This is a genomic window from Azospirillum brasilense (assembly GCF_007827815.1).
Lineage (GTDB): Bacteria > Pseudomonadota > Alphaproteobacteria > Azospirillales > Azospirillaceae > Azospirillum > Azospirillum brasilense_C.
The window spans coordinates 144,433-165,298 of the sequence record NZ_VITH01000016.1; the positions used below are offsets into that span (position 1 = coordinate 144,433).

15 protein-coding genes and 1 pseudogene are annotated in these 20,866 nt (G+C 66.8%); 5 read left to right on the forward strand and 11 right to left on the reverse strand.

Going from position 1 to position 20,866, the window contains the following annotated elements; all coding sequences use genetic code 11:
* Positions 1 to 85 precede the first annotated feature (85 nt).
* The 3 genes from FBZ83_RS26250 (at position 86) to FBZ83_RS26260 (ending at position 4,312) form a co-directional block, all read left to right on the forward strand.
* Complete coding sequence (locus tag FBZ83_RS26250) at positions 86 to 1,132, forward strand: acyltransferase family protein (RefSeq protein ID WP_145689767.1); 1,047 nt, start codon at positions 86 to 88, stop codon at positions 1,130 to 1,132.
* 138 nt (positions 1,133 to 1,270) lie between these two features.
* Positions 1,271 to 3,643, forward strand: coding sequence for a hypothetical protein (locus tag FBZ83_RS26255; protein WP_145689768.1), 2,373 nt, complete (start codon positions 1,271 to 1,273; stop codon positions 3,641 to 3,643).
* Between the two features lie 132 nt (positions 3,644 to 3,775).
* Positions 3,776 to 4,312 (forward strand): D-glycero-alpha-D-manno-heptose-1,7-bisphosphate 7-phosphatase, encoded by a 537-nt coding sequence (locus FBZ83_RS26260; RefSeq protein WP_145689769.1) that lies wholly within the window; start codon positions 3,776 to 3,778, stop codon positions 4,310 to 4,312.
* Between the two features lie 18 nt (positions 4,313 to 4,330).
* Here the strand turns inward: FBZ83_RS26260 and rfbA are convergent, their stop codons facing one another.
* The 11 genes from rfbA to FBZ83_RS26315 all read right to left on the reverse strand — a co-directional run bounded on the left by rfbA (position 4,331) and on the right by FBZ83_RS26315 (position 18,619).
* On the reverse strand, positions 4,331 to 5,194 hold the full coding sequence (gene rfbA / locus FBZ83_RS26265) for a glucose-1-phosphate thymidylyltransferase RfbA (protein ID WP_145689770.1): 864 nt from the start codon (positions 5,192 to 5,194) through the stop codon (positions 4,331 to 4,333).
* A gap of 27 nt (positions 5,195 to 5,221) precedes the next feature.
* A complete protein-coding gene (rfbD, locus tag FBZ83_RS26270) occupies positions 5,222 to 6,121 on the reverse strand; it encodes a dTDP-4-dehydrorhamnose reductase (RefSeq protein ID WP_145689771.1) in 900 nt (299 codons plus the stop codon).
* The gene (gene rfbB, locus FBZ83_RS26275; RefSeq protein ID WP_145689772.1) at positions 6,118 to 7,173 is read right to left on the reverse strand and encodes a dTDP-glucose 4,6-dehydratase; all 1,056 of its coding nucleotides are present in this window, start codon (positions 7,171 to 7,173) and stop codon (positions 6,118 to 6,120) included. Before rfbB ends, rfbD begins: the two co-directional genes overlap by 4 nt.
* 19 nt (positions 7,174 to 7,192) lie before the next feature.
* Positions 7,193 to 7,744 carry a dTDP-4-dehydrorhamnose 3,5-epimerase gene (rfbC, locus tag FBZ83_RS26280; protein WP_145689773.1) on the reverse strand — a complete coding sequence of 184 codons (552 nt, stop codon included), beginning with the start codon at positions 7,742 to 7,744 and terminating at the stop codon, positions 7,193 to 7,195.
* A gap of 3 nt (positions 7,745 to 7,747) precedes the next feature.
* Positions 7,748 to 10,060 carry a glycosyltransferase family 2 protein gene (locus FBZ83_RS26285; RefSeq protein ID WP_247888482.1) on the reverse strand — a complete coding sequence of 771 codons (2,313 nt, stop codon included), beginning with the start codon at positions 10,058 to 10,060 and terminating at the stop codon, positions 7,748 to 7,750.
* Between the two features lie 368 nt (positions 10,061 to 10,428).
* On the reverse strand, positions 10,429 to 11,526 hold the full coding sequence (locus FBZ83_RS26290; RefSeq protein ID WP_145689775.1) for a glycosyltransferase family 4 protein: 1,098 nt from the start codon (positions 11,524 to 11,526) through the stop codon (positions 10,429 to 10,431).
* A 138-nt stretch (positions 11,527 to 11,664) separates the two neighbouring features.
* Entirely contained in the window at positions 11,665 to 12,603 is a 939-nt protein-coding gene (locus FBZ83_RS26295; RefSeq protein WP_094305486.1) for a replication protein RepA, read from the reverse strand.
* Between the two features lie 437 nt (positions 12,604 to 13,040).
* Positions 13,041 to 14,000, reverse strand: a complete 960-nt coding sequence (locus tag FBZ83_RS26300; protein WP_145689776.1) for a UDP-glucuronic acid decarboxylase family protein — start codon at positions 13,998 to 14,000, stop codon at positions 13,041 to 13,043.
* Between the two features lie 147 nt (positions 14,001 to 14,147).
* Complete coding sequence (gene cysC, locus FBZ83_RS26305) at positions 14,148 to 16,040, reverse strand: adenylyl-sulfate kinase (RefSeq protein ID WP_145689777.1); 1,893 nt, start codon at positions 16,038 to 16,040, stop codon at positions 14,148 to 14,150.
* Positions 16,040 to 16,945 (reverse strand): sulfate adenylyltransferase subunit CysD, encoded by a 906-nt coding sequence (gene cysD, locus FBZ83_RS26310; protein ID WP_145689778.1) that lies wholly within the window; start codon positions 16,943 to 16,945, stop codon positions 16,040 to 16,042. Before cysD ends, cysC begins: the two co-directional genes overlap by 1 nt.
* A 165-nt stretch (positions 16,946 to 17,110) precedes the next feature.
* A complete protein-coding gene (locus FBZ83_RS26315) occupies positions 17,111 to 18,619 on the reverse strand; it encodes a glycosyltransferase (RefSeq protein ID WP_186466194.1) in 1,509 nt (502 codons plus the stop codon).
* A 214-nt stretch (positions 18,620 to 18,833) separates the two neighbouring features.
* Here FBZ83_RS26315 and FBZ83_RS26320 point away from each other — a divergent pair, with 214 nt between their 5' ends.
* Complete coding sequence (locus tag FBZ83_RS26320; RefSeq protein WP_145689780.1) at positions 18,834 to 20,300, forward strand: DUF2142 domain-containing protein; 1,467 nt, start codon at positions 18,834 to 18,836, stop codon at positions 20,298 to 20,300.
* A gap of 159 nt (positions 20,301 to 20,459) precedes the next feature.
* A pseudogene (locus FBZ83_RS26325) lies at positions 20,460 to 20,866 on the forward strand (hypothetical protein); the annotation flags it as partial.

Consider the following 20,866-nt stretch of genomic DNA (forward strand, 5'->3'; position numbering starts at 1 on the left):
CCCTTTGTTCCTTGAACCAATGAATTGGTTTGGATTCAAGGGCCATGCTGACAGCCATTCAGTTTTTTGACGCGGGAGTGAAGAATTGAGTCCGAACAACCCACCCAAGCATCAATACAACGGAATTCAGGTTCTCCGTTTTGTTGCCGCGTCGATGGTCACAATTTATCACAGTTTTATTTATTATGACAATTTGAGCGGGACGCCCATAAAGTTTCATGATTATTTCGACCCCGGACTTCTATCGCGAGGAGTCGCGATATTCTTCGTAATTTCGGGTTTCATCATGGCGATGTCGGCCGAAAGACTATCCATCGGCAAATTCCTATGGCATCGCGCTCTGCGCATTTACTTCGGGTACATCGCCGCCATCGCGATCGCCGTTGCCGCCAAGACAGCGGTGTTCGGCTCGTACCCCATGCAGCTCATCTCCTTCAAATCGGTTTCCTTGCTGCCGTTCGGAGAGATCGGCTATCCCCTGGGCGTCGAATGGTCCTTGGTCTATGAAATCGCCTTCTACGCGGTGATCGCGCTTCTCATCGCACTGCGCTATCCGGCTGTGCGAATCGGCGTGATGCTGGCCTGGATGGTGGTCATCATGGCCTTCGGCGGCGAGTCCACCCATCTGTTGCCGAACGCGTCCCAAATCCTGCTTTCACAGTACAACCTGGGCTTTATTGCAGGCTACTTCTGCTGGCACCTGAAGGGAACGGGAGTCGGCCGATTCCGTGACTTCTTCATTCTCGGCATTGTTCTGCTTCTCGGGGACCTGATCATCACCTGGCCCTTGATGCGGGAACTTTTCGTCGTGGCTGGCGCATCCCTTATCGTGCTTGGCGCCTCGGACCCCCGGTTCAGCGAGCGCTTCGCTGCGGACCATCCCCTGGTGCGTTGGGGCAACGCATCTTATGGCCTTTACCTGATGCACGTGACCATCTTGGGATGTGTCTATGCCGGTTCCGGGCAGCACGGCCTCGGTATTTATCTGACCGGTCTTCTGATGGCCTTGGCGGGTGGCATCTTCTTTGGTTCTTGTGAGTTCACGCTCTACCAACGCCTGAAACGACTGATCGACGCCCGGAAAAAGCTGGTCGATGCCCCGGTGGCGGACAAGAAACCAGTGACGCTTTGAACGTCGGTGTCGCCGCGACGTAACACCGAACAATCCCAGGCCCTCACCATGCAAGACGATGTTTCACGCACCGTTGGGCATTCGAGAGCCAAATTGAATGATATACCTTCTTGGCATATGGGTATGGTTGAAAGAAAAATGAACAAGTCATCCGAGCCTAAAATCAGCAAGATCGTGGCATCAGCCGCCCTTATTTCTATCATTTTTCTAATTTCATCGCCTTTCAGACTACAGATGCCTCAATCTGGCCTAGATCCGTCCTGGAATGCCGTAATCGCCAAAGCGGCTGTAGAGGGATGGCAATGGGGAAGAGATGTTATTTTTACTTTTGGCCCTTATGGATATCTTTACTCTCATACCTTCCAGAGCAATCTTTGGGGCTCTGTTGTTTCGATAAGCGCCGCACTCTCTATCGTATTTGGCATTGGAGCCGTCGGCCTTATTGCCAACATAAATTTCGTGCGCGCAATAATAACTAGCGCAGCATTGATCTTAGGAGCATTTGCCCTTCTCGAAGACAGCTTCTATTTTGCATTTCCTCTGTTCATTCTGACCGGATATTTTCGACTTCCTACAGCCGTCCCAACGTGGCGCCTTGTTCTGTTCACTGTTGCGGCTGGCCTGTCAGCATTGATCAAAATTTCGTTTGGTGCCTTGGCCTTGGCCATTGTCATCCTAATCGACGCCCACCGCATTTTTAGGAAAAATCCTCCTGTTTTCACGCCCGTATTCGTCTCGAGCGTTCTATTTTTCTATGTCATATCTGGACAAGATCTACACTATTTTGCTGATTTCTTGACGCTCGGATTTCAAGTAGTTTCTGGATACAGCGAAGCAATGGCAATGCCAGGTTCCACATCAGAACTGGTATCTTTCCTTGTTTTGTCAGCAATCTCATTCCTTGCCATTGTAGCCATCGAATACCGCAACGGTCGCTTGGCCGGGCGGCCGCTTGATGTTCTGGCTCTTTTGGCCGGTCTCGGTCTTTTCTGGTTTATGGTGTTCAAGGCTGGCTTTGTTCGCCATGACTTGCACAGCATGATCGCTTGGGCTGCGGCCGGTTGCGGGATTGCTCTGTACGTCGCTTCTCTCGGCAACAATACGCGGGCAGGGCTGTTGACAAGCTTCCTGCTTGGGCTGGCGCTCTTGATGTCCTTGGTGGCACCTTATCGGTATTCCACGGACCAGAATTATCCATTCGGGCCACTTCTCTATGGCCAGTTCGTCGCAAAGCCGAAGCAGTCGTTGAACGATATTGCTGCCTTCGCCTCAAACCCTTCCCATTGGATTGAGCAGAAGCAGGAAGACTACAATCGACACTTGGAGGCCCTTCGCAAAGCTGAGCCAATTCCTGTCCTGCAGGGAACGGTCGACGTTTTGCCATCCATCCAGGCTGCGGTCTTGGCAAGCGGCAATGAGTATCGTCCACGGCCGATTTTCCAGGAGTACTCGACGTACACCCCAATGCTGATTGAAGCAAACCGGCGTTTCCTGCTTGGGGATCGTGCTCCGGACAACCTCTTGTTCAGCGTCGGCTCGATTGATAATCGGCATCCCGCCTTGGCGGAGGGTCCCCTTTGGCCCGACATCCTCCAACGCTACGAACCGGTCCGTCTCGAATCGTCGATGCTGATGATGCGAAAGCGGTCCATACCTGCTCCATTGCTTCTCGCTGATGCGCACACCGTCAGCGCCGGCTTCTCCGAAAATGTTGCCCTTCCGCAGGATGCGGATGCACTGTTCATGTCTGTCGACATTGACATGACCTTGCTTGGGAAACTGCTTAAGACCGTATTTCGCGTCCCGACCGTCGACATGACGGTCACCTTGGCCGGGGGAGAGGAAAAGAAATACCGCCTTATTCCAGGCATCGCAAAATCTGGTTTCATTATATCACCACACATAGAGAACAATTTTGCGTTCGAAGCTCTTTCCGCTGGAATGCCAGAGCTTTTCCCGAACCTCAAGGTTGTTTCCATCCGTCTGGATACAGACAATTTTTTGCCCTGGGTGAAGCCGAATATTCATTTTCATTTCCAGCCGCTGCATGTCGATGGGCTGAGGCAGCCCACTTTGGCTGAAGGCGTGCGCCGGGAATTGGCCATGTACGAGACGCTGCGGACATTAGCGTCCTCGTCCTCCGTGCGGGCACCCTTTGTCGAAATCAGCGAACAGAAGCTTTTGGCGCATGCTCCCACCTCCATGTTCCTCGACGTCGCATCGGCGCAACGTGTGGACGTGGAATTCGGGATCAGAGACGTGGCTTGGCAGGCCAACACCGCGACCGATGGTGTTTGCTTCCGGATATCCATGGCCGCTCCCGACGGAGCCTCCGTAAAGGCTTGGGAGCGCTGCCTTCGTCCGACAACCGCCCTCGCGGATCGGGGCGTGCAGAGTGTCTCCATCGATGCCGAGTTGCCGGCAGGGGGGCGACTGACGTTTGAGACGGACTGCGGCGGCAATTGCTCGTGGGATTGGGCTTACTGGCAAAACGTCGCGATTGTCCCGTAACCAACTGATTTTCTTGAAGCTGGTTTCGGCACAGCCCGCTTGTGCCGAAATCAGAAACGGTCCTAGGAAAGACCAGGGTGCCCTGCAATGCCACCCATGGATGGAGCGACAGAAGGTCAGAGGACCCAGATCATGCTGAACCGGGCCTTGTTGCTCGACCGCGATGGCGTTGTGAACGTCGATCACGGTTATGTCGTGGAGCGGGAACGCTTCGTCTTCGTGGACGGTATCTTCGAGCTGGCGCGCCACGCCGTGGACCGCGGCTTCCGCGTGGTGATCGTCACCAACCAGTCCGGGATCGCCCGCGGCTATTACACGGAAGCCGCCTTCCTGGAGCTGTCGGAGTGGATGCGCGCCGCGTTCCGCGAGCATGGCGTGGAGCTGGCCGGGCTGTTCCATTGCCCGTACCACCCCAAAGGCCCGGTCGCGCGTTACACGCGGGATAGCTTCTGGCGCAAGCCCAACCCCGGCATGATCCTGGACGCGGCGCGGCGGCTGGACCTTGATCTGTCCCGGTCGGTGTTCCTGGGCGATCAGGCGACCGACATGCAGGCCGCCCTCACCGCCGGCGTCGGCCTGCGGGTGCAACTGAGCGACACGCAAGACGGCGACCAGGCGGCCTCCCTGACGATCGGCCGCCTGACGGACCTCATTCCCCGCCTGCGCTGACGCGCCGGCGCCGTTCCGCTACTCCGTCAGGCTCAGCAGGTAGCGGCCGTACTCGTTCTTCTTCAGCGGCTCGGCGAGGCGGCGCACCTGCTCGGCGTCGATCCAGCCGGAGGTGAAGGCGATCTCCTCCGGGCAGGCGATCTGCAGGCCCTGCCGGTGCTGGATGGTGCGGACGAACTCGGCCGCCTCCAGCAGGCTGTCGTGGGTGCCGGTGTCGAACCAGCCGTAGCCGCGGCCCATCTGCTCGACCGACAGGCGGCCGGCCTCCAGATAGGCGGCGTTGACCGAGGTGATCTCCAACTCGCCGCGCGGCGATGGCTTCACCGACGCCGCGATGTCCAGCACGTCGTTGTCGTAGAAGTACAGCCCGGTGACCGCCCACTTGGAGCGCGGGTTGACCGGCTTCTCCTCGATGCTGAGCGCGCGTCCCTGCTCGTCGAACTCGACCACGCCATAACGTTCCGGGTCGCGGACGCCGTAGGCGAAGACGCGGGCGCCCTGGGTGTTCTCGCCGGCCTGGCGCAGCAGGCTGGTCAGGCCGTGGCCGTAGAAGATGTTGTCGCCGAGCACCAGCGCGCAGCTGTCGGTGCCGACGAAGTCGCGGCCGATGATGAAGGCCTGGGCCAGCCCGTCGGGCGAGGGCTGCGCAGCGTAGGTCAGGTTGATGCCCCACTGCGCCCCGTCGCCGAGCACCGTCTGGAACAGCGCCTGGTCATGCGGCGTGGTGATGACCAGGATGTCGCGGATTCCCGCCAGCATCAGCGTGCTGAGCGGGAAATAGATCATCGGCTTGTCGTAGATCGGCAGAAGCTGCTTGCTGACCGCCCGGGTCACCGGATAAAGCCGCGTGCCGGACCCGCCGGCCAGGATGATGCCCTTCATGATCGCGCCGCCTGTCGTGAGGTCGTTCTAGGATGCGGTGGGGGAAAGCAACGCGTCGAGCACGCGGTCCAGGCTGTCTTCCCAGCGCGGGGCCTCGATGCCGAACGCGGTCCGGATCCGGCCGCAGTCCAGCCGCGAATTGGCCGGGCGACGGGCGGGGGTGGGATAGTCCGCCGTGGTGATGGCCAGCAGGCGCGGACGCCGGCCGGTGGCCGCCTCCAGCCGCTGGAAAACGCGCTCGGCGAAGCCGTGCCAGGTCGTCTCGCCCGTTCCGGTGAAGTGGTAGGTGCCCCAGGGAACGTCGCGTCCTGTGTCCTTCGCCGCGGCGATCCGCACGGCGATGGCCACGATGGCGGTGGCAATGTCCGCGGCGGCCGTCGGCGCGCCGTGCTGGTCGGCGACCACGCGCATCTCCTCCCGCTCACGCCCGAAGCGCAGCATGGTCTTGACGAAGTTGGCCCCGTGCGCGGCGTAGACCCAGGAGGTGCGCAGGATGACATGATGCGGCAGCGCGGCGCGCACCGCCGCCTCGCCGGCCTCCTTGCTGGCGCCGTAGGCGCCGAGCGGGGCGACCGGGTCGTCCTCTGTGTAGGGGGCCGGCTTGGTGCCGTCGAACACATAGTCGGTGGAGATGTGGACCAGCGGCACGCCGCGCGCGGCGCAGGCCGCCGCCAGCCGGGCCGGGCCGTCGCGGTTGACGGCGAAGGCCGCCTCGCGGTCGCCCTCGGCCTTGTCCACGGCGGTGTAGGCGGTGGCGTTGACGACGAGGTCGGGGGCGTGGGCGGCCATCGCCGCCTCCACCGTCTCCGGCCGGGCCATGTCGACGTCCGGCCGGGCCAGCCCGACCAGGTCGGTGCCCTGCGGCCAGGCGGCGCGCATCAGTTCGGTGCCGACCTGCCCGCTGGTGCCGAGGATGAGGATCTTCATGCCGCGTCGAGCCCCAGCCGCTCGCCGCGGTAGGAGCCGTTCAGGATGGCTTCCCACCAGGACCGGTTCTCCAGGTACCACTCCACGGTCTTGCGCAGGCCGGTCTCGAAGGTCTCCTGCGGCGTCCAGCCCAGCTCGCGGGTGATCTTGGAGGCATCGATGGCGTAGCGCTTGTCGTGGCCCGGCCGGTCGGCGACGAAGGTGATCAGCCGGTCGTGCGGCGCGCCGGCCGGGGCCAGCTCGTCCAAGAGCGCGCACAGCGTCCGCACCACGTCCAGGTTGGTGCGCTCGTTGTAGCCGCCGATGTTGTAGCTTTCGCCGATCACACCTTTGTCCAGCACCAGCCGCAGGGCGCGGGCGTGATCCTCGACGTAGAGCCAGTCACGGATGTTGTCGCCCTTGCCGTAGACCGGCAGCGGCTCCCCCTTCAGACCCTTCAGGATCATCAGCGGGATCAGCTTTTCCGGGAAATGGTAAGGGCCGTAGTTGTTCGAGCAGTTGGTCAGGACCACGGGCAGCCCGTAGGTCTCGTGCCACGCCCGCACCAGATGGTCGCTCGACGCCTTGCTGGCCGAGTAGGGCGAGTTCGGGCTGTAGGAGGTCGTCTCGGTGAAGAAGCCGTCGTCGCCCAGCGTGCCGAAGACCTCGTCGGTGGAAATGTGGTGGAAGCGGAAGGCCGCGCGCTTCTCCGCCGGCAGCGACGTCCAGTAGCCGCGCGCCGCCTCCAGCAGGCGGAAGGTGCCGACCACGTTGGTCTGGATAAACTCGCCCGGCCCGTCGATGGAGCGGTCCACATGGGACTCCGCGGCCAGATGCATGACGGCGTCCGGCTGGTGCTCCGCGAAGACCCGGCGCAGCTCGTCACCGTCACAGATGTCGACCTTCTCGAACGCGTAGCGGGGATTTTCGGCCGCGCCCGGCAGCGAGGACAGGTTGGCCGCGTAGGTCAGCTTGTCGAGGTTGACGACGGAGGCGTCGGTTTCGGCCAGGAGCTGACGGACGACGGCGGAGCCGATGAAACCGGCTCCCCCCGTGACAATGATCTTCTTCATTGAGGCACCTGTTATCCTGTCAGAACCAGTCGCCGAGGTCGGCGAGGCGGGGTTGCTTGCGGTCCTTGTCCGAAAGCAGGGCCTTGTCGGCCGCGACGGGCCAGTCGATCCCCAGATCCGGATCGTTCCACAGAAGGCCGCGGTCATGCTCGGCCGAGTAGAAATTCGTCACTTTGTATATGACTTCCGTGTCCGGTTCCAGCGTGCAGAATCCGTGCGCGAAGCCGATGGGGACCAGGATCTGGTTCCATTCCTCGGCGCTGATGACGGCACTGACATGCTGCCCGTAAGTCGGCGAGCCCTTCCGGATGTCCACCGCGACGTCCAGGATCGCACCCTTCACCACGCGCACCAGCTTGTCCTGCGCGAAGGGCGCCAGCTGGAAATGCAGGCCCCGCACCGTGCCCACCTCGGCCGACAGGGACTGATTGTCCTGCACGAAATCGTAATGCAGCCCGGCCGCCTCGAACGCCTTCTTGCTGTAGGTTTCCGAGAAGAAGCCGCGGGAGTCGCCGAACTTCTTGGGGCGGATGATTTTCACGTCGGGAATGGCAAGAGAGATGACGTCCATGGGTCAGGTGCTTTCCTTGTCGAACCAGGGCTTCGTGACACGCGGAGGAAAGGCCAACTCGAGATCCTCGGAATCCAAGGTCAGGTTGGGGTTGTAGTAGGGGTCGCGGGCCATCCGGTCCCCCCAGCGCCGGCTCATGTAGGCGGCTTCGGCGTTGAACCGCTGGACCTTGTCCGGGGCCGTGTCCGGCCCGCGCGAGGCGGATTCCAGATGATACAGTTCGGCGAAGGGCGTCCAGACGACCAGATAGCCGGCCTCGCGGAGGCGCAGGCAGAAATCGACGTCGTTGAAGGCGACCGCCAGGTTCTTGTCATCCAGACCGCCGACCTCGTCGAACACCGCCTTGCGCATGACCATGCAGGCGGCGGTGACGCTGGACAGGTTCTGGGTCAGCTGCGCCCGGCTGAAATAGCCGTGGGCGTCGCGTGGCAGCCCCTTGTGCCCATGGCCCGCCACGCCGCCGATGCCGGTGATGACGCCGGCGTGCTGGATCGTGCCGTCGGCGTAGTAGAGCTTGGCGCCGACGGCTCCCACCTCGGGGCGAAGCGCGTGGCCGACCATTTCCGTCAGCCAGTCCGGCCCGATCACCTCGATGTCGTTGTTGATCAGGCCGATCACCGGCCCCGTCGCCCGCGCCACCGCGAAATTGTTGATGGCGGAATAGTTGAAGGGCGCCTCGCAGCGCAGGATCCGGACCCGCGGCTCGTCCTTCAGCGTGTCGAAATAGGCGAAGGTCTTCGCCTCTTCGCTGTTGTTGTCGACGATGATGACTTCGAGGTCGGGGTAGTCGGTGCGCTGCAGCAGCCCGTCGACGCAGCCCTTCAGCAACCCGACCTTGTCGCGCGTCGGCACGATCAGCGACACGCGGGGCGGCGGGTCGGGCAGGGCGTAGCGGATGCGGGTGAAGCGGTGGGTGGAGGGCGAGACCTCCACGCTGGCCTGGACGCCGCGCCGCTGGAAATGCTCGGTCAGCGCCCGGTGCGCCGCCGCGGTGGCCCGCGGCAGATCGACCATGGAAAAGGCCGTGGATTCCGGAAAGACCCGCCAATGGTAGAGGACCGCCGGGATGTGGCGGATGCGCTCCGGGACGGTGGCTTCGACCGCCCGCAGGGTCAGGTCGTAGTCCTGGCTGCCCTCGAACCCCTCGCGGAATCCACCGATCCGCTCGACCACCGAGCGGCGGAACACGCCGAGATGGTTGATCATGTTCTGGCCGTGCAGCAGATCGAGGTTGAAGTCCGACTTGAAGTACGGGTCGTGGCGCCGCCCCCTGGCGTCGATCTTGTCCTCGTCGGAATAGAGGATGTCGGCGTCGGGATGCCGGTTCAGCTCGGCCACGATCATGTAGAGCGCGTGCGGCGTCAACCGGTCGTCATGGTCCATCAGGGCGACGAATTCGCCGGTCGCCAGTTCCAGCGCGCTGTTGCTGGCGGCCGAGATGTGGCCGTTCCGCGCGCGCCGGACCACCTTGATGCGATGGTCCCTCGCCTGGTACTCGGCGAGCAGCGCCGGGACGTGCGGCGCGGTCGAGGCGTCGTCGGCGATGCACAGTTCCCAGTCGGGATAAAGCTGCTCCAGCACAGACTCCAAGGCCTCGCGCAGGAAGGATTCCGGCGTGTCGTGGACCGGCATGACGACGGAGATCAGGGGACGCCACGCCAGCCGTGCCACGTCGGCCCGGATCGCCGCAAGCTCCTCGGGCACCAGCGCGTCGTACAGCCTGATCCAGGTTTCGTAATCGGCGGTCTTGCCCGGTTGCATCTCCTGGAGCACGCGCTGCTTGGTCGCGGTCCAGCCGTGGCGCCACAGGTGCATCAGGACGGGAAGCGGCCGGTGGCGCCGCATATGGTCGAGCACGAGGTTGCCCTTGCCGATCTCGCAGATCGTGAAATCCGCGATGTCGAAGGACAGCGGCCGGGTCGCCGGATCGAAGCGCAGGGCCCTGGTGCCCTGCGGCAGGCAGACCAGCTGGCGGATCGTGCCGGTGGTGTCCACCGGCAGGCGGATCACGGATCGGTCGGTAAAACCGTCACCCTCGTCCACATACAGCACCGGGGTGACCGGGGCCGACGCGCGGCGCACCGTGTAGGAGATCACGCACCAGTCGCGGGGGGCGCGGCCACGGTCGGAGCGCAGCAGGAAGGCCGGGTCGCCGCCGATGCTCTCGTATCCGCCCGCCGGATCCGCCTTGAGGTCGTGCAGCGGCTCCAGCGTCATCCGGTGCAGCCGGTACCGGTAGAAGCGGCCGGCGCCCTTGCCGGCGCCCAGAACGCGCGTCAGGGCCGCGCCCAGAGTCGCCCCGAGGGTCGACGTCATGGACTGCGGGGAAAGGAGCCTGACCGGTCGGCGCAGACGACGCAACCTATAGGAACCCAGGTCCTTCATAGAAGAGTCCACAATCGCCTTTGTTCCGCCAAGCCTGCATCCACGGCCATCCGCCCTTCGACCGTTTTGAAGAGGATGGCTGTCCAGGACCTGACGATTTCGTATCTCTTATGCGGCAGCACGCTGTCAAACCCGAGTGACTGTTGCGATTGGCAGGCCCTGTCGCCCTGTGCGGCCAGCGACAGGCATACGCGGGCCATTGAGCGAACGCAAGCCGGATGCCTTGAACATTGTTTGGGCCGCGTCTTGAAAAATCCGTGCCCATACAGACGATTCCGCGGATGGGCCGGGTTCGGCCGTCAGGGCGCCGCCGGACGGACCGCCTCGCGCAGAGCCTGCACGAGCGGCGGTGTGGCGACGGCGAGGTTGTAACGCTCCTCCACCATGCGGCGCCCGGCCGCTCCCATGCGGGCGCGCAGGTCCGGGTCGGCGGCCAGCCGGCCGAGCGCCTGGGCCCAGGCCTCCGGGCCTTCCGCAAGGAAGCCGTTCACACCATCCTGCACCAGCGTGGTGTTGACGCCGACCGGCGAGGCGACGACCGGCCGGGCGGCCGCCATGTATTGGATCAGCTTGTAGCCGCACTTGCCGCGCTCCCAAGGTTCGTCGGGGAGCGGCATGACGCCGATGTCGAAGCGGGCCAGTTCCTCGGCCTCGCTTTCCTCACGCCAGGGAACGAAGGTCGCGGGCACGGGAAGGTCGAGGCCGGCCGCCCCGACCACCCTCAGCCGCACCGCCGGGCCGAGCCGGGCAAGCGCGCCGCCAATGGGGGCGAGATAGTGCGCCGTGGAGGGCGAGCCGATCCAGCCGACCGTTGCCGGATCGCCGGGCTTCCGCTCCGAAACGGGGAGCGCGGCATAATGCCCCAGCTCGACGACGGTCGGCTGGATGCGGACGTCGCGGGCGCCGGCGCCGGCCGCCCAGTCGGCCAGATAGGGGTTTCCGGCGAGCACGATCCGGGCGTTGCGCGCGAGCGTCGCGAACTTCGTCCCGAGCAGGGCGCGCACCGACGCCAGCCGGTGGCGGGCATAGCGCTCGAACCAGGCGTCGTCGATGTCCATGACATAGGGAACCGCGCCGAGCCCCGCCGCCGCTTCGACGCGTGCCGGTAACCAGGGCAGGGCCTCCTTCTCCAACCAGACGAGATCGTGACGCCGTGCCGACCGCAACGCGGCAAGGCGCCGCGCGTAGGCCTTGGCGATGCGCGACCGGTCGATCCGTCGGCCGGTATAGAGCGCCCGCAAATACTCGTCGTCGAGCAACGGTGCCTCGGTCACCCGGAGGCCTGCGGCCCGCAAGGCCGGGAGGTAGGCGAGGAAACGCAGCCGGCTGCTGGCGCCCAACCGCTCGTAGCGGCTCAGCAGGAGGACCGATGGTCCGGGGGCGGCGTCAGCGAGCATCACAGGAGGACCAGGAAGCGCGCTGCACCTGGAATGTTGTCGCGAAGAAAGCCGTGCCCTCCGCCTTTGGCCGCTCTCCGGTCCGCCGGGGCGTTTGGAGTCTTGTCGCGAGGCCCCGGGTGGCCTGGGACCGTTGGGTCATCGCATCAGCTGAGCCATGTTCCGTTCGGGAATCGGCGGCGGTGACGGGTGCAGGAGCAGGCCGTGCTCCTCCACGTCGACCCGGGCGTCGGGATAGACCGCGAGCGCAAGCTGCAAGGCCTCGATGAAGCGTTTCCTGAAATCGCGCAACCGCGCGTAACCGGCGCCGAACTGTTCGAAAACCGCCGGCCAGGTGATCGTGGTTGACTTGTTCAGGCTGTGCAGCCGGTAGGCCAGCCAGATGTAGATGTCGATGCTCGTGCTGTTGTTCTGGATGTGGCGCAGCGCCGGTTCCCAAATGGGCACCGGGTGCGCTTTCAGTTCGCGGAAGAAGGCTTCGGAGAGCAGGACGCGGTCTTCCCACAGCGTGCCTTGCGGGGAGTTGTGCTCGGATGAGAAATGGATGCCGCCCTTGACGATCGAATCCTTCTCGAACCCCAGGCTGTTGGCATCTTCCCAGGCGAAGGTCAGGTTGCAGGCGGCGATGCGCGAGGCCTGCTCCCGGATGTCGCGGTAGGTCTGGCCGCCCACGGACAGGCCCATGCGGTCCAGCCAGTCGTGCATGCTGCGGCCCAGCTCGACCTCGCGGCTGTCGGTCTGGAGAGCCCGGGTTTGCAGATAGAGCAGGATCATGCGCGCGCGGCTTCCGTAAGGAACGCCGTAGAGCTTGAAGCCACCGCCACGCACGGGCAGTCGACCGGGCTCGATCAACAGACGAATGCGGTGACCGCGCCGCTCCCAGGGCTGATCGTCGGGCAGACGGCGATGCGGAAGAGCGGTCAAGGCAAAACCTGAATAGGTAATGCCAAGCTCTTGCCGTTCCTCCTCCAAGACCGCCGCAGCGATGTCGACCAGCGAGCGCTGATCCGGATCGCTCTGGAGTGCTTTCGCCTGCTCGCGGCCCACCTGACTGATCAGGCGATGCAACTGGCCCATAGCGCGCTGTTCTCGCCGTTTGTTCCAGGTCAACTTAGGTTTCGATCCATAACACGACGGGTTGGTGGCGGCAATTTGGAATCTTGTCGCGCAGACTATTTGTAAGGTTACTAGATTTACCTATTTGTTTGAGCGACAAGACTCCAGTAGAGAATCGCGAGTCGCGCGACAAGACTCCAGGAATCCCGCGACAACACTCCAGGGGATAACCCATTCCACCTGTGGAAGCTTGGGTCGATGCGACAAAACTCCAGGTCTAGCCTTGCGAATCGCGGTTTTGTGGCGAATCGGGCGTGATGGCGATTCGCCGTGCGACTCGCCGTTCTCGGTTTGAGCGGGTGGCGACGGGGAATCCGGCACGATCGGCCCCCGGCCGGCGTCCATGGGACCGGGGGGGCGCGACAAGACTCCAACTTCGCAGGAGCCCGTGGCCGGCTTCAGGAGAAGAAGCGGCGGCGGAAATCGTCGATCGTGCGGGCCAGCCCCTCGGGCAGCGGGACTGCCGGTTCCCAGCCCAGCAGGGTCTTGGCCTTGCCGATGTCCGGGCGGCGCTGCCGGGGGTCGTCCTGGGGCAGCGGGCGGTGCTCCACGGTCGAGCGCGAGCCGGTCAGCGCGATCACCCGCTCGGCCAGTTCCAGCATGGTGAATTCGCCGGGGTTGCCGATGTTGATCGGGCCGGTGATGGCGGGGTCGGAATCCATCAGCCGCATCATGCCGTCGATCAGGTCGTCGACGTAGCAGAAGGACCGGGTCTGCGTGCCGTCGCCGTAGACGGTGATCGGCTCGCCGCGCAGCGCCTGCATGATGAAGTTGGAGACGACACGGCCGTCGTTGGGATGCATCCGCGGCCCGTAGGTGTTGAAGATGCGCATCACCTTGATCGCCAGCTGGTGCTGGCGGTGGTAGTCGAAGAACAGCGTCTCGGCGCAGCGCTTGCCTTCGTCGTAGCAGGACCGCGGGCCGATGGGGTTGACGTTGCCCCAATACTCCTCCGGCTGCGGGTGGACGGCGGGGTCGCCGTAGACCTCGCTGGTCGAGGCCTGGAGGATGCGGGCGTCCAGCCGCTTGGCCAGCCCCAGCATGTTGATGGCGCCGTGCACGCTGGTCTTGGTCGTCTGCACCGGGTCGTGCTGGTAATGGACCGGCGAGGCGGGGCAGGCGAGGTTGTAGATCTCGTCCACCTCCACATAGAGCGGAAAGGTGACGTCGTGCCGGATCGCTTCGAAGCGCGGGTTGCCCAGCAGGTGGGCGATGTTGGTGCGCGAGCCGGTGAAGTAGTTGTCCACGCACACCACCTCGTCGCCGCGGGCAAGGAGGCGTTCGCACAGGTGCGAACCGAGGAAGCCGGCGCCGCCGGTCACCAGGACGCGTCGATTGTAGCTGCGGATTCCGGCCATGCTGTCCCCCTGGGTGACGTTTTTCCGGGGCGGCCCGCCCCCAAGGCGAGGAATGCGCGTGCCGGCGGCCGGATGTCCAGAGATTTGGGGGGCGTGGTGGCGCCGCGCCACGGGTCGGGCGCGGAGCTCCGGTGGAGGCGGTTCGGTTCAGGTGCCGAGGATGCCCCGGGCGCGCAGATCCTCCACCACCCGCGCTGCGAGGGCGTCGGCGTCCTCCGCCGTGGTGTCGAGCCGCAGGTCCGGCGCGTCCGGCCGCTCGTAGGGAGAGTCGACGCCGGTGAAGTTGCGCAGGCTCCCGGATTGGGCCTTGGCATAGAGCCCCTTGGGGTCGCGCCGCATGCACTCCTCCAGCGGCGTGTCCACGAACACCTCCAGGAACAGGCCCTCCGGGAACAGGGCGCGCAGGGCCTCCCGCTCGGCCCGGAAGGGGGCGATGAAGGCGCAGAGCACGATCAGCCCGGCCTCCGCCATCAGCTTCGCCACTTCCCCCACGCGCCGGATGTTCTCGACCCGGTCGGCGTCGGTGAAGCCGAGGTCGCGGTTGAGCCCCAGCCGGACGTTGTCGCCGTCCAGCATCATGGTGTGGTGGCCGAGCGCGTGCAGCTGCCGCTCCAGTCGGTTGGCGACGGTCGACTTGCCGGCCCCCGACAGGCCGGTGAACCACAGGACCGCCGGGCGCTGCCCCTTGGCTGCGGCACGCTCCGCCGCCGAGACGGCCAGCTCCTGGCGGTGCAGGTTGGCGGCGCGGCGCAGCGGGTGCAGGATCATCCCGGCGCCGACGGTCCGGTTGGAGAAGCGGTCCACCAGGATGAAGGAGCCGGTGTGGCGGTTGGCCGCGTAGGCGTCGAAGGCCAGGGGCGCCGCCGTGGACAGGTTGCACAGGCCGACCGCGTTCATGACCAGCGTCGCGGCGGCGGTGTGTTCCAGCGTTTCCACATTCACCGCGTGGCGCAGCGCGGTGACCGTCGCCGGCATCCAGCGCGCGCCGATCCGCAGCAGGTAGGAGCGGCCGGGGATCAGCGGCTCCTCGGCCATCCACAGCAGGTGCGCGGCGAACTGGTCGGCCACCTCCGGCGTCGCGCCCGCATCCTCCTCCGGGCCGGCCAGCAGGTCGCCGCGCGCGGCGTCCACCGCCTCCTCCAGCGTCACGGTCACCGCGTCGCCGGCCCGCGCGAGCGGCCGGTCGCCGTCGAAGGTGACGACGCGGGCAACCCGCGCGCGCCGCCCCGACGGCCACACCGTCACCGCGTCGCCCGGCGCCAGCCGGCCCGACAGCAGGGTTCCGGACAGACCGCGGAAGTCCGCGTTCGGACGGTTCACCCACTCCACCAGGAAGCGCAGCGGCCCGGCGAGCGCGTCCCCGTCCTCCACGGCCGCCGTCTCCAGATGCTCCAGCAGGGCGGGGCCCCGATACCAGTCCATGGCGGCGGAGCGGTGGACGACGTTGTCGCCGCGCCGGGCCGACAGGGGGATCGCCGTCACCGTGGCGAAGCCGAGCGGGGCGGCGAAGGCCGCGAAGTCCTGCGCAATGGCGGCGAAGACCGACTCGTCGCAGCCGGCCAGATCCATCTTGTTGACCGCCAGCACCACGTGGCGGATGCCCATCAGGGAGCAGACGATGGCGTGGCGGCGCGTCTGCGTCAGCAGGCCCTTGCGCGCGTCGACCAGCAGCACCGCGAGGGCGGCGGTGGAGGCGGCGGTGGCCATGTTGCGGGTGTACTGCTCATGCCCCGGCGCGTCGGCGACGATGAAGCTGCGCCGGTCGGTGGCGAAGAAGCGGTGGGCGACGTCGATGGTGATGCCCTGCTCGCGCTCGGCCTCCAGCCCGTCCACCAGCAGCGAGAAGTCGATCCCGCCCTCCTCGTCGGTGCGGCCGCGGCTGTCGCGCAGCATCTGCGCCAGCTGGTCGTCGGGCACCAGCCCGGCGTCGTGCAGAAGCCGGCCGATCAGAGTCGACTTGCCGTCGTCCACCGACCCGCAGGTCAGGAAGCGCAGCAGCCCCCGTGTGGGAAGGGGAGTGGGGTTCGTGCCGGCGTTCATCAGAAATAGCCCTCGCGCTTCTTGCGCTCCATGGAGGCCGGCTCATCGCCGTCGATCAGGCGTCCCTGCCGTTCGGAGGTCCGCGACGCCCGCATCTCCGCGATGATGTCCTCCACCGTCGTGGCGCCGGACTCGATGGCCCCGCTCAGCGGGTAGCAGCCGAGCGTGCGGAAGCGGACCCGGCGCATCTCCGGCGTCTCGCCGGGGTTCAGCGGCAGGCGGTCGTCGTCCACCATGATCAGGGTGCCGGCGCGATGGACGACCGGACGCTCCGCCGCGAAGTAGAGCGGCACCACCGGCAGCCCCTCCGCCGCCACGTAGCGCCAGACGTCCATCTCGGTCCAGTTGGACAGCGGAAAGACGCGGACCGACTCCCCCGGCCGGATGCGCGTGTTCCAGAGACGCCACGGCTCCGGCCGCTGGTCGCGCGGGTCCCAGCTGTGGCTGGCGGTGCGGACGGAGAAGACGCGCTCCTTGGCGCGGCTCTTCTCCTCGTCGCGCCGCGCCCCGCCGATGGCCGCGTCGAAACCATACCGGTCGAGCGCCTGGCGCAGCGCCTCCGTCTTCATGACGCGGGTGTGGACGGCGGAGCCGGAGTGGATCGGGTCGATCCCGCGTGCGACGCCCTCCTGGTTCATGTGGACGATCAGGTCCAGCTCCAGCCGGCGCGCCGTCTCGTCGCGGAAGGCGATCATGTCGCGGAACTTCCAGCCGGTGTCGACGTGGAGCAGCGGAAAGGGCACCCGTCCGGGATGGAAGGCCTTGCGCGCCAGATGCAGCAGGACGCCGCTGTCCTTGCCGATGGAGTAGAGCAGGACCGGCCGGGCGAAGGCCGCCGCGACCTCGCGCAAAATGGCGATCGATTCCGCTTCGAGCAGTCGCAAGTCATCCGGCAGGTTCGGCATTGGATTCCTAAACAAACATATGGCCTGAAAACAGACGGTCCGAACAGGCGGGTGGCCCGAACAGACGGAAGACGAGGCCGGATGAACAACCAAGACGGGCTGTTGCCGGGCTTACCGCAACGTGAGCCAGTGTGCCAAGAACTTTGGCGCGTCCGCCCAGTTTTGTTACCGTTCCGCCGCGGAGGGCGGGCGCAGCCGCGCCAGCAAACCCGTCAGCCGCCCGATGACAAGCCCCGTGAGGAGGCGCGCCGCCACCCCGCGGAAGGCGCGTCCGCGCGGTCCGCGCCGCAGCAGGGCGGCCAGCAGGCGGCGGCCCGGCCGTGGCCCGGGCAGGAAGGTGTCCGTCGCCGTCCGCTGCGCGTCGCCCTCCGATCCGCCCCCCCAAGCGGTGCGCCGACGCAGGGTCTCCGCGAAGGCGGCGCGGCAGACCAGCTCGGCGTCCGGAACGGAAACCAGGAGTTTCAATGAACCGGCCAGCCGGCGGCGGCCCGCGGCCGATTGGGCGGCGAGCGCCAGGGCGGGGGCAAGGGCGAGCGCGGCCGACAGCTTGGCGGCCAGCCGCAGGCCGGGGCGCCGCCGGTAGCCCAGGCTGTTGGCCCCGTGCTGGACATAGTCGCCCAGCGACTGCGGCAGATAGGCGATCGTGCCTTCCGCCGCGGCGCAGCAGGCGATCCAGTGGTCGTGGTAGGCGAGCCGGCCGAGCGCCGGGAAGGGCAGGGCCTGCCGCAGCAGCGAGGCCCGGAACAGGCAGGCGCAGCCGGTGACGGCGTTGGCCATCAGCAGCGCGTCGAGGCTGTCGTGCCGGCTGTCCAGGCCGGGCCAGAAGGTCTCCGACACGACCCGGCCGGCGCCGTCCACCACCCGCATGTTGCCGAAGGCCAGGATGGGTCCGCCCGCCGGTCCGCTTTCCAGGGCGGCAACCAGGGCGGCCAAACGGCCGGGTGCCCAGCGGTCGTCCTGATCGGCCAGGGCGACGAACTCCGCCTCGGCCGGGACGCGGCCCAGCGCGCGCTCGAAGTTCCGGTAGAAGCCGAGGTTGACGCCGTTGCGCAGCGGGCGGAAGCGGCCGTCGCCGGAGGTCGCCTCGATGATGTCTTGCCAATGGGCGTCGTCGGACCCGTCATCCTCGATCAGGCACACCCAGCGCTCGTGCGTCTGGGAGCGGATGGACTCGATCTGCGCCCGGAACAGGGCCCGGTCGGGGTTGTAGGTGGCCATGGCGATGGCGACGAGCGGCCCGCCCGCCGCTGGAGCGTTTTCCGGTGGTTCGGCCAGTGGTGGTTCGGCCAGCGGTGGTTCGGCCGGCGGCGGGAGCGCCGTGTCGGTGACGGCCACCGTACCCGCCGGCCATTCCTCCCGCGTGCCGTCCGTCCATTCCAGCGCCAGGACCGCGCTCTGCGTCCCGCCCTCCGCGGACGCCGGCAGCGTGGCCAGCCCCCAGAAGCCGCAGGCCAGATCCGGCTCGACGCCGTGGCGGCGTTGCGCGGCCTCGGCGTCGAGCCGGAGCGTGTTCAGACCGGCGGCCGGGAAACGCGCGGCGCCGACCACCATCGTGGCCGCGCTCAGGCGGACGCCCGGGCGGCAGGCCCATCCGGAAAAGCCCCAGACCAGGTCGTTGTGTGGCGGAACGCGGGGAGGCAGGCCGGGATCGAGATGCAGGAGGGTGGCGGACATTCCTCGGCCTTCGGCGGAACCGGCCTCGGCCTTCGGCTGGAACCGGTGCGGTGGTGTCGGGGGGGTGCGGGGCGGGCACTCTAACAGCCCTCCGGTGGCGTGGCGAGGACGCTTCGCCATTCCCAAGCAAGCCTGCCTTGTGCTTCTGTCCGACCGGGCCCGGCCGCTCCGGATCGCGGCCGGGCCCAAGGGAACACGGAACAGGAAAAGCCAGATGTCCAGCGGCACGCCCCTCGTCCGCCGGTTCCCCGCGCGGACGGGTGCCGCCGTCCGGCTGGAGCCACTTCTGATCGCGGTCCTGGCCACCGCTTACGCCCTGCTGTTCGGCGGGATGCTTCTGGCCCGGACGCCGCCCTTCGCCGGCCAGGACGAGGCTTTCCACTGGCAGCGCGTGCTGCAGATCGCCGACGGCCATATTCTGGCGGAGACGCTGGGCCCCAACGCCTGGGGCGGTCCGATCGACCGGGCCGGCTATCTCCAGATGCTCTACCACATCGACCGGATACAGAAGCACGGCCCGGTCGACCCCGCGGAGGCCCAGGCCCTGTCCGACCACCTCGCCGCCCAGCCGCCGGCGCTGGAGGTGGTGGCCTTTCCCAGTTCGGCCAGCTTCGCGCCGCTCGCCTACCTGCCGCAGGCCGCGGGCGTCGCCGTGGCCCGCGTCGCCGGTCTGGGGCCGCTCGGCCAGATGCAGGCGGGGCGTGCCGGCAATTTCGCCGTCTACGCCCTGATGGTCGCCGCGATCCTGCGGGCGCTTCCGGCCGGCCGGGTGGCCGTCCTGGCCCTGGCCCTGTCGCCGGTGGCCCTGCAGAGCGCCTGTTCGCTGAGCGCCGATCCCTTGAACCTGACCCTGCCCGTCCTGCTGCTGGCTTTGGTCTGGCGGCTGCGCGAGCGCGGCACGCCGATCGGCCGGGCGACGGGGGCGGGGTTGGTCGCCCTGTCGGCGGGGCTGGGCCTGCTCAAGCTCACCATGGCGCCCTTCGCCGGGGCGGTGCTCTACCTGCCTGCGGCGGTCGCCGGGGGCACCCAACGGTCGCGCGTCGCGCTGGGCGGCCTGTGCCTCGCCGTCGCGCTGGGCGTCGCCATCCTGTGGAACGCCGCCTATCCCTTCGTCCCGGGACCCTATTGGGGCACCGCCGCCGATCCGGCCGCGCAACTCGCCCGCCTGCGCGCCGACCCTCTGGAGGCCCTGCGGGTGTTCGCCGCCACGGTGCGCGACTGGGCGGTGATGTGGTGGCGCGACGGCTACGGGCGCTACGGCGGCCACCCCCAGCCCTGGCACGGCTACGCGTCCGACCGCTGGGTGCTGCCGGCCCTCTGGGTGCTGCCGGCCCTCGCCCTGTGCGACGGCGCGCGGCGGCGCGACCCCGGCTTCGCGGTCGGCTGCCTCGTTCCGGCGCCGGCCTACGCGCTCCTCCTCCTGGTGGTCTTCTGGATCGGCTACACGCCGGTCGGCGGCGCCACCGTGGACGGCGTCCAGGGGCGCTATTTCCTGCCCATGCACGCCCTGGTTCTTCTGGGGCTGGCCGCCGCGGCCGGCGCCTGGCACCCGGCCGCGGCGCGCCGCGGCCTGCGCCTCGCCCTCTTCGCCGCCGCCCTGGCCCTGGGCGGGGCCGTGCTCGTGGAGGTTCTGGGCGTCTGGGGGAGCCTCTGGCCCGTCGCAGGCTGCTGCGGCGGCTGACGGCCGGCCGGGCGGACGCCGTTCCGGAAGGCCGGAGGAAAACGGGGGGCTTGCGGCGGAGCGCGGCGTCAGCGCGGTTGCCTGTCCGTTGCGTATTCTGCTATTGCCGCAGGACTCCCCTTTCCGGCCGATCCGGACCCTTTTCAGGTTGTGAGCAGGATGCACATCGACTGGAACACCAGCAGCGCCGCGCCCATCGACGCGGTTTGCCCGGCCTGCGCCGACACCAGCCCGAAGTCCGTTCGCCTGACCGTCCATTCGGCCGTTCCGCCCAACCCGCTGCTGCCGCTCGCCCTGTGCGGCCGCTGCGGCACCGCCTTCTTCCCGACGCTCCGGCAGCCGGAGTATGAAAGCGCGCATGCGACCGAGGCCGCGCTCGCCTTCTACCTGGAGCAGGGGGCCGGCATCGACGTGATGGCCGAGCCGCTGTCCGCCATCGACCCGTCCAAGGTCCGCCGCTATCTGGAGATCGGCTGCGGCTTCGGCTTCTCGCTCGACGTCGCGCGCACCGTCTTCGGCTGGTCGGTCCAGGGCATCGACCCCGGTTTCGCCGCCCGCGCCGGGCG